The organism is Streptomyces cinerochromogenes (genome assembly GCF_014648635.1).
Lineage (GTDB): Bacteria > Actinomycetota > Actinomycetes > Streptomycetales > Streptomycetaceae > Streptomyces > Streptomyces cinerochromogenes.
Window position 1 is genome coordinate 512,704 of the sequence record NZ_BMRM01000002.1, and the last position, 14,870, is coordinate 527,573.

11 protein-coding genes and 1 pseudogene are annotated in these 14,870 nt (G+C 69.1%); 5 read left to right on the forward strand and 7 right to left on the reverse strand.

What is annotated here, in order from left to right; translation table 11 throughout:
- Positions 1–4: 4 nt before the first annotated feature.
- Both IEZ20_RS06170 and IEZ20_RS06175 read right to left on the reverse strand, forming a co-directional pair.
- A complete protein-coding gene (locus tag IEZ20_RS06170) occupies positions 5–1,600 on the reverse strand; it encodes a serine hydrolase domain-containing protein (RefSeq protein WP_189295159.1) in 1,596 nt (531 codons plus the stop codon).
- Positions 1,600–3,093 carry an APC family permease gene (locus tag IEZ20_RS06175; RefSeq protein WP_189295160.1) on the reverse strand — a complete coding sequence of 498 codons (1,494 nt, stop codon included), beginning with the start codon at positions 3,091–3,093 and terminating at the stop codon, positions 1,600–1,602. Before IEZ20_RS06175 ends, IEZ20_RS06170 begins: the two co-directional genes overlap by 1 nt.
- Positions 3,094–3,481: 388 nt before the next feature.
- On the opposite strand from IEZ20_RS06175, the gene IEZ20_RS06180 reads away from it, so the two are divergent.
- From IEZ20_RS06180 to IEZ20_RS06195, 4 genes are all read left to right on the forward strand, one after another.
- Positions 3,482–4,858: an IS1380 family transposase gene (locus IEZ20_RS06180; protein WP_030640478.1), complete on the forward strand. Its 1,377-nt coding sequence runs from the start codon at positions 3,482–3,484 to the stop codon at positions 4,856–4,858.
- A gap of 311 nt (positions 4,859–5,169) precedes the next feature.
- Entirely contained in the window at positions 5,170–5,595 is a 426-nt protein-coding gene (locus IEZ20_RS06185) for a hypothetical protein (RefSeq protein ID WP_189295161.1), read from the forward strand.
- A gap of 793 nt (positions 5,596–6,388) precedes the next feature.
- The gene (locus IEZ20_RS06190; protein ID WP_229895897.1) at positions 6,389–7,084 is read left to right on the forward strand and encodes a transcriptional regulator; all 696 of its coding nucleotides are present in this window, start codon (positions 6,389–6,391) and stop codon (positions 7,082–7,084) included.
- A 13-nt stretch (positions 7,085–7,097) separates the two neighbouring features.
- A complete protein-coding gene (locus tag IEZ20_RS06195) occupies positions 7,098–7,694 on the forward strand; it encodes an HD domain-containing protein (RefSeq protein ID WP_189295163.1) in 597 nt (198 codons plus the stop codon).
- A gap of 166 nt (positions 7,695–7,860) precedes the next feature.
- On the opposite strand, the gene IEZ20_RS06200 is transcribed toward IEZ20_RS06195, so the two are convergent.
- The 4 genes from IEZ20_RS06200 to IEZ20_RS06215 all read right to left on the reverse strand — a co-directional run bounded on the left by IEZ20_RS06200 (position 7,861) and on the right by IEZ20_RS06215 (position 11,359).
- Entirely contained in the window at positions 7,861–8,484 is a 624-nt protein-coding gene (locus tag IEZ20_RS06200; protein WP_229895898.1) for a CAP domain-containing protein, read from the reverse strand.
- A gap of 396 nt (positions 8,485–8,880) precedes the next feature.
- Positions 8,881–10,260 (reverse strand): diaminopimelate decarboxylase, encoded by a 1,380-nt coding sequence (gene lysA / locus IEZ20_RS06205; protein WP_189295165.1) that lies wholly within the window; start codon positions 10,258–10,260, stop codon positions 8,881–8,883.
- A gap of 14 nt (positions 10,261–10,274) precedes the next feature.
- Positions 10,275–10,637 (reverse strand): SAV_915 family protein, encoded by a 363-nt coding sequence (locus tag IEZ20_RS06210; protein WP_189295168.1) that lies wholly within the window; start codon positions 10,635–10,637, stop codon positions 10,275–10,277.
- 314 nt (positions 10,638–10,951) lie between these two features.
- On the reverse strand, positions 10,952–11,359 hold the full coding sequence (locus tag IEZ20_RS06215) for a hypothetical protein (protein ID WP_189295170.1): 408 nt from the start codon (positions 11,357–11,359) through the stop codon (positions 10,952–10,954).
- 154 nt (positions 11,360–11,513) lie between these two features.
- On the opposite strand from IEZ20_RS06215, the gene IEZ20_RS06220 reads away from it, so the two are divergent.
- The gene (locus tag IEZ20_RS06220; RefSeq protein WP_189295171.1) at positions 11,514–13,565 is read left to right on the forward strand and encodes an NAD(+) synthase; all 2,052 of its coding nucleotides are present in this window, start codon (positions 11,514–11,516) and stop codon (positions 13,563–13,565) included.
- Between the two features lie 186 nt (positions 13,566–13,751).
- On the opposite strand, the pseudogene IEZ20_RS06225 reads toward IEZ20_RS06220, so the two are convergent.
- Positions 13,752–14,786, reverse strand: a pseudogene (locus tag IEZ20_RS06225) (PH domain-containing protein); the annotation flags it as partial.
- Positions 14,787–14,870 lie beyond the last annotated feature (84 nt).

The window sequence follows — 14,870 nt, forward strand, 5'->3', positions numbered from 1 at the left end:
CCGGCTATGGCCGGAATGAGCGCGTGTAGCGGCATCCATCCAGGTCGACCCACAGCACTGAGCCGTTGAGAGCGGGGCCGGCTGTCAACCGCTCCGGCAGTCGCGGATCGGCTCCGACGCGGAACGTTCCGTCACCGAGTGCGATGAGTTCCGGTTCATCGCATGGCGCTTCGACGCCAGTCGCGGCGATCATGTGCAGTCGCCCCGCCCGCTGCACGATCCTGAAGCTGGGATACCAAGGCGTGTAGCTCCGGTAGTGACCGGCGAGCGGATGCGGGGTTGTGGCCGGCGCGGCGTCAAGGCCGAGTGAGTCGGGTCCGCAGAGCCAATGCGGCTTCCCGGCGACGGTGCTCACCGAATGGTGGTAGGCGGACCAGCGCGGGTGATCGCAGGCCAGCCGCCCGTCGCCTGCGTCATACAGCTTGCCTGTTATCCCGTCCGAGGTGAGAGAGAGACCGTTGCCCGCAGTGGAGTCGACGCGGATCTGGCGCGATCCCGTTCCATAGATTCCTACGTATCGATGAGCATCTGGGATTCTCTCCCGGTCAAACAGTGTCGGGTCCGGCGAGGCTCCTTGTACGACGGAAAGCACATGCCGGCCGAAACGGTCGATTATCCGGCACTCGCCGGGCGCATTGGTCAGCACTGCGACACCGTGTCCACCGTCGATATCGACGGCGAGAAACGAACGGTAGCCGACCATTCCTCCAGCGTGCATCAGCCAGGTATGGCCGTCGATGATTTCCACGCCCACGCCGAGTCCATAACCACGCGGATGCTCCCCCGAACCGCCCACATCGGCGCGGTCCGTGATGATCTGCTCGAACCGCTCCGGACTGAGGATCCTAGTGCCGGCCACGGTGCCACGCCCCAGGATCATTCGGGCGAATATACCCAGGTCGGGTGCGGTTGCAGCCACGTTCGCATCAGCCGCTGAATACTCGAAAAAGGTGGCTGGCGTGAGCGGGGCCGACGGTAGCGCCGGTCGGTCGTCGTGTAGGAACTGGTATCCGATGGCGAGCTCAGCACTGTCTTCGTGAATGATGTGTGCTGCTGAGTTGCGCATTCCCATTGGATATAGCAGCCGCTCGGCCATGGCGTTCGCGAGCGATTTTCCTGTGACGTGCTCGATGATCAGTCCCAGCAGGTTGTAGCCCTCGTTGGAGTAGTGGAACATCTCGCCTGGTTCGGCATAGGTCGTCGCATCGCGCAGCGCATAACCGCGTGCGGCGGCGTCGGGCAGCGCGTCGGCCCCGGCTACCAGACCCGAGGTGTGCTGCATAAGGTGTCGGACCGTGATTGCCCGGGACCCGTCGTTCGGGGTGAACCACGTTAGATAATCAGCAACCGGCGCCTCGAAATTCACCTTCCCCTCATCCGCCAACTGCCCGAGCAAGAACGCGGTGAAGGTCTTGCTGATCGACCCGATCTCGAAGCGCGTGTGATCGGAAACTGGTGCCCCGGATTCCGCGTCAGCAAACCCCTCGGTGATGAGTGCGGATTCGCCGGTTGCGGTGACAATGCTGATCGCGAGCCCCGGTACAGGCCACCAAGTGCGTAGCTGCTTCGCCAGCTCGGAGATCACCCGTCGCATGTCCATCAAACTTCCGCCTCCTGCGAACCAGATCTTGCGCACCTGTCCGGCCCGAGCTCGACATTGGAATAGTCCATTTCTGCGTCCGGCCGACGGCCCTTGACGAATCGGCAACACAGCGGGTATAGCGCCACGCCTAGGAGTGCCACCGCAAGACTCGTGAAGAACGTAGCGGTCTGATCGACTGCTGTACTCCACGCCAAATACACGATCATCGCCGTGGGCAGTGCGACTACCAGGACAGCGCCAGGCCAGCCACCGGGGACTCGAACCGGTCGGCGCATCTGAGGATACCGCCAGCGCAGGACCAGGAAGGCCACGAATTCAAGCAGGATCGACGACAGGGTGAGCAGCACCGTAGCCCGCAAAATCGAGCTAAAATCCACAGCCGACAGCACAATGACGATAGTGCTGCTCGCCAGGAGAGCGCCTACCGGCGTGTTGAATCGTCTACTGTCTCGCGCCATCCAGTGAGGCAGGTATGCGTCTGCGGCAAGCGCACGCGGGATTCGTGTGCTCGTCAGTAGGATCGCCATGAACAAGCCGACCAGGGAAAGCGCCGAGCCCAGGGAGATCAATACCTTGAGCCAGCTGCCGCCCAGGATTTCGCCGACAACGATGAAATCACCCTGAACCCAGGCGGCGGGCCTACCCCGATGCAGACCACTGCCGATGGCGGCGATGGTGGGCAAGAGATAGGCGGCGATGATCAGCGGAACCGAAATCATCAGGGCTCGAGTGTAGGTTCGGTGCGCCTCGGAGACCTCGCCCAGCACGGTACTCGGACCGTCGAAACCGAGGTATAGCCACACGATCACGCTGAGCGCGCCGGCCACCGACGAGTGGACGCTTTGACCGGGAATCATGAAGGGTGAAAGAATATCAATTCCGTTGCTGATTGCATGATAGACCCCGATGGCTGTCAATGCGGCGAAAGGCGCGAGAATAAGAACCATCATCCCGACTGAATAGTCACTCACAGCCTTGGAGCCGCGATAATTGAGGTAGACCATCGGAATGATGAGGGCAACGGTGACGATCCAGTGCAGGTCCACGACGAAGCCGCCATTGAACACGGACAGGACTACCAGCCCCTTCCCGCGCGCGATGTCAGGTATCCAGGTGGCCAGGTAGTCGACGAGCAGGATCGGGTAGAGGGAGAGATTCAACACCGATCCGATCGAATTCCAGACCCCGAACACAAATGCCGGAAACCTTCCGAGCGCGATTTTTGTCCAGTAGTAGTAGCCGCCGTTGACCGGTATTGCGGCGCTAAGTTCCGCTGCCACCAATGCGTTCGGCACACCGAAAACAATTGGCACCAGGGTGATCATCAGCAGCGTCATGCCCGGCCCGGCACTGGAAATGGAAGCTTCGAGCCCGAAGGGGCCTCCGGATACCGTGAAGAAGAAGATGCCGACCAATGGCAGCACGCCAATCGCACGTTTCCCCGCCCCCGGTGCCGATTGCGTGATATCGGCAGGGATCAATTCAGTCATCCTAGTCTCCACTCTCCACTAACCGATTCCGAGCTGGGGCACCTGCCCCCTATGGGGAACCCCCAGGCCCCGTCGAAGCAGGTGGGTCACGTCAGCCGCGGGCAGCCGGGCACCTGGTCGGCATAACGTATGAGGCACGACCTAGGCCGTCCTCGTTGTGCGCACCAAAGCCATGCCCCAGTCGTTGTTGCTGTCACCAACCTTGGATCTACACGGCCTTCGATGAAGAGCTGCGGTCCCCGTCCATCGATCAGCTCGTCCACTAACCTCGTGCTTTCACGGAGCGGGCTGTCCGGCTAGTGATCAAAAAAGCAGAAAGTGCCTCTGACCAGCGAGAATGAGGATTGCTGAGGTCCTTGTTCCCGCCACCGCCGGAGGCACTTTCCAGGTGAAGAAGCGTATCGGGTCCTACCCGCGTGTCCGCGTCGAGGACGGCGGTCGCGGAGTGGTTTCGCAGGCCGGGGCGGTGCTCCTGGTCGAGACGGTCCGCAAGAGCGGTCTGGATGCGGCGATATCAGCGGCACTCGAGCCATGGCGCAAACACCGGGCAGTGCACGATCCGGGCAAGATCCTGCTGGATGTCGCGCTCGCCGTCGCGCTGGGCGGGGACTGCCTCGCCGATGTGGCCCTGCTGCGGGCCGAGCCGGCCGTGTTCGGGCCGGTAGCCTCCGACCCCACGGTCTCCCGGCTGATCAGCAAGCTGGCGTCGGGTGGGCAGCGGGTCCTGGCCGCGCTCCGCACGGCCCGCGCCGAAGTGCGTGAATGTGTATGGCGGTTGGCCGGCGACGCGGCACCGGACGCGAGCGGGCAGGTGATCGTGGACATCGACGGGGTCCTGGTCCTGGCGCACTCCGAGAAGCAGGACGCCACCGCGACCTGGAAGAAGACGTTCGGGCACCACCCGCTGATGGGGTTCGTCGACCACGGCCGTGACGGCTCCGGCGAGCCGGTCGTGGGCTTGCTGCGGCCCGGCAACGCGGGCTCCAACACCGCCGCCGACCACATCGAAGCCACCAAGCTGGCCCTGGCCCAGCTGCCGAAGCGGCTGCGGCGGGGGCGTCGGACGCTGATCCGCACCGACTCCGGCGGCGGCACCCACGAGTTCGTCGCCTGGCTCACCCGGCGCGGACGGTGGCTGTCGTACTCGGTCGGCATGACCATCACCGACGCCATCCACCAGGCCGTCCTGAAGGTCCCGGCATCGGCCTGGACACCGGCCCTCGAGCCCGACGGCGAGATCCGCGACGGCGCCTGGGTGGCCGAACTCGACGGCGACTGCCTCAAGGGCTGGCCCAAGGGGATGCGGCTGATCGTACGGAGGGAACGGCCGCACCCCGGCGCCCAGTTGCGCTTCACCGACGCCGACGGCATGCGCCTGACCTGCTTCGCCACCAACACCCAGCACACCCCGATCGCCGAGCTGGAGCTGCGGCACCGCGAGCGGGCCCGCGCCGAGGACCGCATCCGCGCCGCCCGCTCCACCGGCCTGCGCAACCTCCCCCTGCACGACGCCGCACAGAACCAGGTCTGGCTGGAGATCATCCAGATCGCCCTCGACCTGCTGGCCTGGATGCCCCTGCTCGCCCTCACCGGCCAAGCCCGCCTGTGGGAGCCCCGCCGCCTGCGACTTCGCCTCTTCTCCGCCGCCGCGCAGCTCGTCACCACCGGACGACGCCGCATCCTCCGCATCGCAAAGCACTGGCCCTGGGCCAGCCTGATCACCGACGCTCTACAACGGCTCGCAGCACTACCCAACCCTGGCTGACCAGCAACTTCCCGTCCCTACGAGCAGCTCCACCCGTCCGGAGCAGTGGAACCCGGCGCCCACCCGACGCGACAGCCGGGCCACCAGCCTGCCCACCTGCAGAAATGACCGCCCCGAATGAGCCGAAAGGGTCCGTCAGCAAGCTGACGGACCCTCACGCAAGATCGAGGTTAGGTGCAGCGGTTGGCGCGTTGGCTACTGGAGGAGCAGCACTACTGACCGGGCGCCAGGCCCGCCACCAGATGCGCATGCAGCTCAGGGAGCAACACAGGCAATGGAGGCGACAAGGTAGACGAGAAGCCTACGCTCGCATGATTCAGATCCTCGCGGAATCCCGACAAATATCAATCAATCTCACCAAAGCGGTTGAGAGTGAGGTAGTGGATCAGTCGGTGATCGCAAGCCTCGCGGAGGCACTTGAAGGCAAATCTCACGAGGTCTACCAAGCCCAGGCCATCATCGACCTCGAAGGCCCGATAGATGCGGCGGCACTGACATCCCAGCTCTCGACGGCCCATGAGGAACACGTGAGTGCGCTGATGGACTGGTGCCAGGCCAGACTGCGTGGTGGCGACCTCACTCAAACCGAACAACGCCTCGACGACACCAGCCGCGCCATAGGCGAGTCTTTGGGAGAGTTCATTGCCGAAGCCCATTTCTGGCTCAATGCTCTTCCTGAGCCTCGTCGACCCAACGGACCGCAACCAGGGCCTCCGGCAACTCCCCAAGCATCGTAAGTAGAACAGTGAATCGCGGTCAGCTGTTATAGAGAGTGAGTGTCTAACTGAGTGACAACGCCGACGAACACTGGCGGACAAGTACGGACGCCTGCGGACCATCAGCGCAGGTGAGACACACACCAGCCCAAGGCGGAGCTACGATCCAAGTTGCTTCGGGACGAAGAGGTCATCACGCAAGGTGTCACGTATCCGCTTCCGTAGTAGCGGCTTGTGCTGTTCGACGGTCGACAGCGTGGCTAAGGCCGGCGGGGGCACAGCGAGGCACACGCGTGCCTGCACGGGCGGCTGACCCATCGTCGTGGCTGGCTGTCGTCGGCTGAGGTTCAGACTGAGCGCATCGAGGGTGCTGGCCGTCAACCGAGCGCGCTGAAGCTGGGCCGTCCCTGGGCCGTCCGAGGGCGCTCAACAGCAGCCAATGACGACCAACGACGACCACCAGGCGCACGAGCCCACCGCTCCTGAGCAGGGAATACCCAGCTCACCAAGATCCCCGGCAAGACCCAGGGCAAGAAGAAGTAGGCGCCCACGAGTAAGCCCCCTGCCTGCGGCTTCTCCGCTGGGAGGGGGCGTTGCGCTGCCTCTGGGCGTCCTGGGCGGTCAGGTGCGGGCTGGGTCCGGCCGGTCCGTGCCGAAAGACGGCGACGACTGCTGGCTTGCGGGTGCACTCCTGGCTCGGCGGCATAAGGTGTGGTCCCGCCAGCGCTTCGCGGGATCGAGCCGAGCGATGAGCAGAAGGTCGCGCTAGGCGTCCCTCTGATTGACGAACCCGAGAGACGTCAGGCCCTCGGCCGTGCACAGGCGGTCGGAGGCGCCGCCCCGTCAGCGCCGCGGCCCGGCACCGTCCGGCCCCGAGCTGACGGCCGCGGAGCGGCGCACCTTCTTCGCCAACATGCGCCGTACCGCAGAGCAGGCGCGTGGTCCCGGGCAGTTCCTGCTGCGTCGCCAGGCCCTCTATCTGTCCGGTTACGAAAAGGACACCGAGACCAGCGAGTGGCTTGCCCAGCAGCAGTGCACGGAGCGCTCGGACGACTGGCTCACCGCCTGGCTCAACAACCGCTCCGTAGCCGCCGTCGCTGCCCGGCAGGGCGACCGGGACCGCATGAGCTACTTCATCGAGAACGCCTTGCAGGACGACGACGCTGGTGAGGCTGCGAACCTGGCGTACTGGGCGTACTGGATCGGCGAGACCACCGTGCCGCAGCTGTCGGACGACTTCATTGCGGACGGCTCTCTGGGTCCCTGGCACGGGGGCAGGCTACTCGTCCACTTGGTGGAGGGAATCGCCCCCGAGCACGGCTACGTGGACCTCAACATCCACAGCGTGTGGTCGCTGCTCCAGGTACGTCCCAACCTGCTGCGATCCGGAGCAGCCGCGCGGGCTCTACGCGACCAGCTCCCGATCATGTTGGATAGCGGGGAACTCTCGGCGAGCGGTCGGCGGGAGTTGGAAAACATCCGGTACGCGATCCGCCTCGCCGAGGCGTGAGAGGAGCCCGACGGTGTCTGAGGACCAGGAGCTGACTGCTGTGGCGCGCTTCTTGTTCGAGGCCGGGACACTCAAGAACACCAAGCGGTCCGGGTGGTGGATGGCCGGCATCAAGGACCCCGAGTCCGTCGCAGACCACTCCTGGCGCACAGCCCTTATCGCCTCGATCATCGCCCAGCTGGAAGGGGCCGACCCCGCCCGCGCCGCATTCCTCGCTGTGTGGCATGACTCCCAAGAGACCCGCACCGGCGACGTGAACCACCTGGGCAAGAAGTACGCCCAGGGAGAGGCGGACCCGCGGGCCATCACCGCCGACCAGGTAGCCGGCATGCCCGAGGGCCTGGCCGATGCCATCCGCGCCCTGGTCGGCGAGTACGAGGCGAAGGAGTCCGCGGAGGCTCGCTGCGCCCGCGACGCCGACAAGCTGGAATGCATGATCCAGGGCATCGAGTACCGAGACCAGGGCTACGCCAACGCCCAGCGGTGGATCGACAACAGCCGTGGCCGGATCACTACGAAGAGCGGCCAAGCCGTCGCGGATGCCGTACTGGAAACGGGATCGCTGGACTGGCTGCGAGCCGCTCTCGGTGAGCAGCAGCATGGATCGTGATCGCCGTACCAAGCGGAGTCAGGTCACGCCCGCAGCGTGCGCCTATTGCCCAACGACCTTAGGGCTGGGCAACCAAAGGTCTTTCCACCTCATCGAGGTTCCCCGTCGCGCGACGTGAGCTGCTTGCATCACAAAGTATCTGGCGATCAAGGGCGTCGACCGCGCGTCACTGCTGGCAGCTGCCGAAGGTGACGACGTAGGTTCCGGCTCCGCTCTCGTCCGTTCCGGCCGGGTCCGCCGCACCGGCCTTGACCCAGCGCCCGATGTCGCGCAGGTCGGGGTTGAGGATGTTCGCCCGGTGGGGCGGTGAGTGCATCCACCAGTCGACGGCGGCTTCCGCCGTACCCTCGTCTTCGCCCCAACCGGTGTAGACGATCTCGGCGACCCGCCAGGACCTTGGGTTCGGGCAGTAGCCGGCTCCCTGGATACGGCTCTGCGGTGTCGAACCGGTCTGCGGGTTGGTGTGCGGGTCCTTGCCCGGCCCCCACCACTTCTGCTCCACGGCCGCGGACGTGTGCTCCAGAGCCGCTGTCGTCAGCTCCGGGCTGTACTTCAGGGCAGCCAGACCGCGTTTCGTGCGCTCGGCGTTGATGAGACACACGACCGCTCGCCTGATCTGGTGGTTGAGGCGTGCGCCATCGGACATGTGGCTGTAGCTCGGAGCGCTGTCGGAGTACGCGCACTCCGCAGCCCAGGCCGGTGACGCCATGACGGGTACGAGAGTCGTCGACAGGGCTCCGGCCACCACCAGGCCCACTGCGACGCCGGTACGTGAGGCCCGGTTTCTCATGGAAGTTCCACCTCCCGCGAGCACGAACGGTCGTGTCGATCGGTGTGAGGGGGCTCCCCGGAAACATGGATCCATCTCTCAGACTGCCACCCGGCTCGGCTGATCGCTATCCGGTACGGAGGGAGAGGCCAGGGGTCGTGCAGGGGACGGTGCCCGCCGGACGAGCCCCCCCGGTGGAGGCCTCCGCGCCGAGCCGCCCGCGTGCAGGTCACCGGCGGCGGCAGCTGTTCCAACTGCTCCGAGGCCGCGCGGAATTGAGGCACTCTGCGTCGCGTGTCACCAGAGCATGTAGGTGAGCTGCCCCGGGTTCCCTACACGCTACGGCTGGGCTTGCTCGACCAGAAAGCCACTGCAGTGTCTGGGGGCGGGACTTGACCGCCGTCGCCCGAGCGCGGGTCAGAGGCCCACATCGCGGCTGCGGAGGTCCGCCAGGGACTCGCGGCGGACCAGGAGGCGGGCGAGGCCGTCGCGTACGGCGATCAGCGGGGGGCGGCCGACGAGGTTGTAGGCGGAGGCCATGGAGAGGTGGTACGCCCCGGCCACCGGCACGGCGAGCAGGTCGCCGGGGCGGATGTCGGCGGGGAGTTCCACGTCGGCGGCGAGGACGTCGCCCGCCTCGCAGTGCCGGCCCACCACGGTCATCCGGGCCGGCTCCGCGGTGCCGGGCCGCCGGCCGATCAGCCGGGGTGCGTACCGGACGCCGTACAGGGCCGGGCGCGGGTTGTCGCTCATGCCGCCGTCGACCGCGACGAACACCTTCTCCGGTGTGTGCTTCACGGCCAGGACCCGGTAGAGGGCGATGCCCGCGGGGCCCACGACGGCCCGCCCCGGCTCGATGATCAGGCGGGGGACGGGTAACCCGGCCGCCGCGCACGCCTCCGTGAGTTCCGCGCGGACCCTGCGGGCCAGCGCCGTCAGGTCCAGGGCCTCCTCGCCGGGACGGTAGGCGATGCCGTGGCCGCCGCCCAGGTCGAGTTCGGGCAGGACCAGGCCGTGCTGCTCGTACAGGCGGCTCATCAGGCCGACCAGGCGGCGTACCGCGACGAGGTACGGCTTGACGCTGGTGATCTGCGAACCCAGGTGGCAGTGCAGGCCCGTGAGGTGGAGCTGGGGCTGGTCGAGGATGCGGGCGATGGCGTGCTGGGCGTAGCCGTCGGCGATGGGCAGGCCGAACTTCTGGTCGTCGGTGCCGGTGCGGATCTTCTCGTGGCCGCCCGCGCTGACACCGGGTACGACCCGGACCATCACCTTCTGGTGGCCGTCCGGGCCGACGGCGGCGGCCAGCCGGGCGATCTCGGCGGGGCTGTCGATGACGATCCGGCCGACGCCCAGGCGCAGGGCGGTGTCCAGGTCGCGGGGCGACTTGGCGTTGCCGTGCAGCACGATCCGCTCGGGCGGGAAACCGGTGGTGACGGCGAGTTCGAGTTCCCCGGCGGAGCAGACGTCCAGGCCGAGGCCCTCCTCGTCCACCCAGCGCGCCATGGCACGGCACAGGAACGCCTTGGCCGCGTACAGGACGTCGGCGTCCGGGAAGGCGTCGCGGTAGGTACGGCAGCGGTGGCGGACCTCGGCCTCGTCCAGGACGTAGGCGGGGGTGCCGAAACGGTCGGCGACCTCGGCGAGCGGCACACCGCCGACGCGGAGGTCGCCGGGGCGGGGTTCGGTGGTGGTCGCGGGCCATACCGTCAGGTCAGGGGTGGGGGTGGGGACGGTGGCGGGGGCCGCAGCAGGGGCGGGGCCGGCAGCGGGGGTGGTGGGTTCGTGGAGCGTGGTCATCGTCGCTGCCCCTCTCAGGCGGTCCGCAGCGCGGGGATCGCGGGCGTGGGCGTGGTCGAGGCGGCTTCGGCGACCTGGGTGACCGGCGTGGGCGCCGGGGCGGTGAACTGCGGGTCCACCGTGACGGTGGTGACGCCGAGCGGTGCGGTCAGCGCGCGCAGCGCGGGCTCGGCGAGCCGGATCCACGCCTGGCCGGGGCCGAGGGTGGCGGCCAGCCGGCGCGCGGAGGTGAAGCCGACGGCGGTGCGGTCGCCGAGCGCGGTGCGGAAGAGACGGGCCGCGCACCCGGAGGGGCCCGGCCGGACCGGCACGTACAGGGGTCCGGCCGGGAACGGATCGGAGGGCTCGGGGTCGTCGCCGTACAGCATCTCTGCCATGGGTGCCTCCGGAGGGCGGGACAGGCGGGGAAAACAGGGGGCTGGGGAAGCGGGGGCGGGGGAAGGGGGGGAACAGGGTCTTGGGGCGCCCCGGACGCGGGGAGGCGGACCGGGGCTCGTCGCCGACGGTATGCCCGGCGTCGGCGGGTGCCGGGCGGCTCCCTGCGAACCCTGACGGGACGCTTACGGCGATCGGAGCCGCCTTGACGGGACACTGACGGAGGGGCACCCGGCCGGTGACAGCGCGCCCCCCTGAGGGCCTGCCGTCCCCTGAAAGCCCTGACCGCCACTCCCGCCTCCTCTCACCGTTCCCCTCAGCGGCCGACATCCCGCGTCACCAGCGCGACCATGCCGGAGACCACGGCCGTCGCGGCCAGGGTGCCGATCATGACCAGGGTCACGCCGATCGCGAAGAGGCCGCTGGAGTCGTCCGACCAGTCGTAGAAGGCCGCGGCGGTCAGACCCGCCGTGGTGCCGAGGACCGCGCTCGCGCTGTGGCGCCGGTACGCGGCCCAGCACACCGGTACCAGCAGGGTCAGGACCAGCCCGATCACCTGCCAGGCCTCGTACGGGCCGGTCGTCGAGCCGTCCGGCCGCACGTCGGGCCGCTGGTCCCAGCCCAGCCAGACGGCCCACGCCGACGGGGCGGCCAGGACCGGCACGAGGACCGGCGCGAGGGCCGGCAGCATCCGGAGAGCGGGGTTCGGGAGTCCTGTACGCATGGGCCCAGGCTCCCGTCCCGCGCCGGCGGCGAACAGAGCGGAGGTACTCAGGTCCGCCCGAGTACCCCGGCCCTGCCGGGATCTAGGCTTCCTCCTGGAGGAGATTCGCTTCGTCAGCTCGTCTGTGGGTCGTAGAAACGTGAAGGAAGCCCCGTTGAACTTCTGGTCGCTCTATCAGCACGGCTTCGCGCGCATCGCCGCGTGCACGGGCCACACCGTCATCGCCGACCCGCACGCCAACGCCGAAGCGGTCCTGCGCCAGGCCCGCCGGTGCGCGGACGAGGGCGTCGCCGTCGCCGTCTACCCCGAGCTGGGCCTCACCGGCTACTCCATCGAGGACCTGCTGCTCCAGGACGCGCTGCTGGACCGGGTCGAGGAGGCGCTGGAGACGGTCGTGGCCGGGTCGGCGGAGCTGCTGCCCGTGCTGGTCGTCGGCGCCCCGCTGCGCCACCGCCACCGGATCTACAACTGCGCGGTGATCATCCACCGCGGCCGGGTCCTCGGCGCCGTACCGAAGTCGTACCCGCCGAACTACCGCGAGTTCTACGAGCGCCGGCAGATCGCCGACGGGCACGACGAGCGGGGCGGGACCATCCGGGTCGCGGGCGCCGAGGTGCCGTTCGGGGTCGACCTGCTGTTCGCGGCGGCGGACGTGCCCGGGCTCGTGCTGCACACGGAGATCTGCGAGGACATGTGGGTGCCGGTGCCGCCGAGCGCGGAGGCCGCCCTCGCGGGGGCGACCGTGCTGGTCAACCTCTCCGGCAGCCCGATCACCGTCGGCCGGGCCGAGGACCGCAGGCTGCTGTGCCGCTCGGCGTCCTCCCGCTGCCTCGCCGCCTACGTCTACGCGGCGGCCGGACTGGGCGAGTCCACCACGGACCTGTCCTGGGACGGGCAGACCATGATCTACGAGAACGGGGTGCTGCTGGCCGAGACCGAGCGGTTCCCGCTCGGCGACCAGTACGCGGTCGCCGACGTCGACCTGGACCTGCTGCGGCAGGAACGGCACCGGATGGGGACGTTCGACGACAACCGGCGGGCCCACGCGGCACGGACCGGGGACTTCCGGACGGTCTCCTTCGAACTGGACCCGCCGCTCACCGACCTCGGGCTGCGCCGGCGCGTCGAACGCTTCCCGTTCGTGCCCGCCGACCCCGACCGGCTCGCCCTGGACTGCTACGAGGCCTACAACATCCAGGTCGCCGGGCTCCAGCAGCGGCTGGCGGCGATCGGCGGACCCAAGGTCGTCATCGGGGTGTCCGGCGGGCTCGACTCCACGCACGCGCTGATCGTCGCCGCCCGGGCGATGGACCGCGCGGGCCGGCCGCGCAGCGACATCCTCGCCTTCACCCTGCCCGGCTTCGCCACCAGCGACCACACCAAGGACAACGCGCACAGGCTGATGCGGGCGCTCGGCGTCACCGCCGCGGAGCTGGACATCACGCCGACCGCTCGGCTGATGCTCCAGGAGATCGGCCACCCGTTCGCCTCCGGCGAGCCGGTGTACGACGTCACCTTCGAGAACGTCCAGGCCGGCCTGCGCACCGACTACCTGTTCCGGCTCGCCAACCAGCGCGGCGGCATCGTCCTCGGCACCGGTGACCTGTCCGAGCTGGCGCTCGGCTGGTCGACGTACGGCGTCGGCGACCAGATGAGCCACTACAACGTGAACTCCGGCGTGCCGAAGACGTTCATCCAGCACCTGATCCGCTGGGTCATCACCAGCGGCCAGTTCGACGACGAGACCGGCAGGATCCTCGCCGCCATCCTGGACACCGAGATCAGCCCGGAGCTGGTGCCGGGCGAGGAGATGCAGTCCACCGAGTCGAAGATCGGCCCGTACGCGCTGCACGACTTCACCCTCTTCCACGTGCTGCGCTACGGCTTCCGGCCCTCGAAGATCGCCTTCCTGGCCTGGCACGCCTGGCACGACCCGGACGCCGGCGCCTGGCCGCCCGGCTTCCCCGAGGCCAAGCGCGGCGCGTACGACCTCGCGGAGATCCGGCACTGGCTGGAGGTGTTCTGCCGCCGTTTCTTCGCGTTCTCCCAGTTCAAGCGCTCGGCCATGCCGAACGGCCCGAAGGTCTCGGCGGGCGGCTCCCTCTCCCCGCGCGGCGACTGGCGGGCCCCGTCGGACGGCAACGCGGAGGCGTGGCTGCGGGACCTGGCCCGCTTCGACTTCGACGCGGCGAGCGCCGGCCGCTAGCGGTCGCCCCGGCCGGGCACCTCGCGACGCGGCCCGCCGGTCCTGCCCTTCCCGGGCGCGGGCCGGCGGTCCTGCCCTCCCCGGGCGCGGGCCGGCGGTCCTGCTCTCCCCGGGCGCGGGCCCGCGGTCTGCCCTCCCCGGGCGCGGGCCGGCGGGCGGTTGTGCGTCCGCGCCCAGGGGCCCGGGTCAGTTCCTCGCCTCTTCCAGCGCGCCCAGGACCAGGGCCAGGTCGTCGGGGGCGGCGGTGAGGCGGACCGGGGTGCCGGCGTCGTCCAGTTCGGCGATGTGCCAGTCGCGCGGCACGGTGTCGCCCTCCGTGCCACGGGCGCGGCGCACGGTCGTGACGGTGAGCCGCTCGGCCGGAATGCGCCGGGCCGCGAACCGGCCCGGGCCCGGGTGCGGGACGACCGCCGGCTCGCCGCCGCCGAGGACGATGTAGGTGCCGAAGCCGTGCGGGTTGTAGTCGGTGTCCTCCAGGAAACGGGCGGACACGAACACGTCGCCCTCCTCCGGGGGCCGGCGCGCGGCAGGGGCCAGGGGGGCGCGGATGCGGGTGGCGTGCCAGGCCCAGGCGAACAGGGCGGCGGTCGCGGCCGAACCGGCGGCCAGCCAGGTCAGGGAACCGGCGGAGGCGAGCAGGCTCGTGGGGTGCCGGTAGCAGAGCGGCAGCAGCCAGGCACCGGTGCCGGCCAGGGCGACCCCGTACGGCAGCGCGGACGGCGGCACCTCGTCGGCGGGCCGCCGCCGCCCGCGCAGCCGTAGCAGCAGCTGCGCCCCGGGGAATCCCGCGGCCAGGGCGAGCCCGGCCGCGGCGACGGCCACACTGCCGCCGGTGGTCACGTGCTCGTGCCACACGTACCGCTCCCCGGCGACCTCCATGACCTCACCGCGCCAGACGGTCAGCTCCACCCGGTCACCCTTCTCGAACGCCCCGGCGGCCTCCGACGACACCCCCAGCCGTGTCAGCGGCCGACCGTCCGCGAAGTACAGCCAGCTCCGCCGCTTGGGCCGGCGGGCCTCGGTCCGGGCGATGACGGCCCCGACGGTCCGCAGACAGTCGTGCGACGACGCACCGGTGCGCGCCCCGGCCGCCGGACACGGCTGCGCCGCCCGCCACGCCCTCTCGTACGCGGTGGCGTCCGGCACGAACGACCCGGCCAGCGCGGCCCCCGCGAGCAGCAGCACCAGTACGCACATCCGGCCGATCGCCGCCCGACCGGCCATACCCCCCGCATGCTTCATACCGGGATTGTGGCGGACGGCCGTCCCGGCCTCCCCGCGCGGTCGGTTGTTCCAGGTCTCGTC

What these genes read in the sequence shown, in the direction of transcription:
- IEZ20_RS06210 (WP_189295168.1), bottom strand. Translation starts at nt 10,637, where the DNA reads ATGGCAGAGATGCTGTACGGCGACGACCCCGAGCCCTCCGATCCGTTC.
- IEZ20_RS06185 (WP_189295161.1), top strand. Translation starts at nt 5,170, where the DNA reads ATGATTCAGATCCTCGCGGAATCCCGACAAATATCAATCAATCTCACC.
- IEZ20_RS06215 (WP_189295170.1), bottom strand. Translation starts at nt 11,359, where the DNA reads ATGCGTACAGGACTCCCGAACCCCGCTCTCCGGATGCTGCCGGCCCTC.
- IEZ20_RS06175 (WP_189295160.1), bottom strand. Translation starts at nt 3,093, where the DNA reads ATGACTGAATTGATCCCTGCCGATATCACGCAATCGGCACCGGGGGCG.
- lysA (WP_189295165.1), bottom strand. Translation starts at nt 10,260, where the DNA reads ATGACCACGCTCCACGAACCCACCACCCCCGCTGCCGGCCCCGCCCCT.
- IEZ20_RS06200 (WP_229895898.1), bottom strand. Translation starts at nt 8,484, where the DNA reads ATGAGAAACCGGGCCTCACGTACCGGCGTCGCAGTGGGCCTGGTGGTG.
- IEZ20_RS06170 (WP_189295159.1), bottom strand. Translation starts at nt 1,600, where the DNA reads ATGGACATGCGACGGGTGATCTCCGAGCTGGCGAAGCAGCTACGCACT.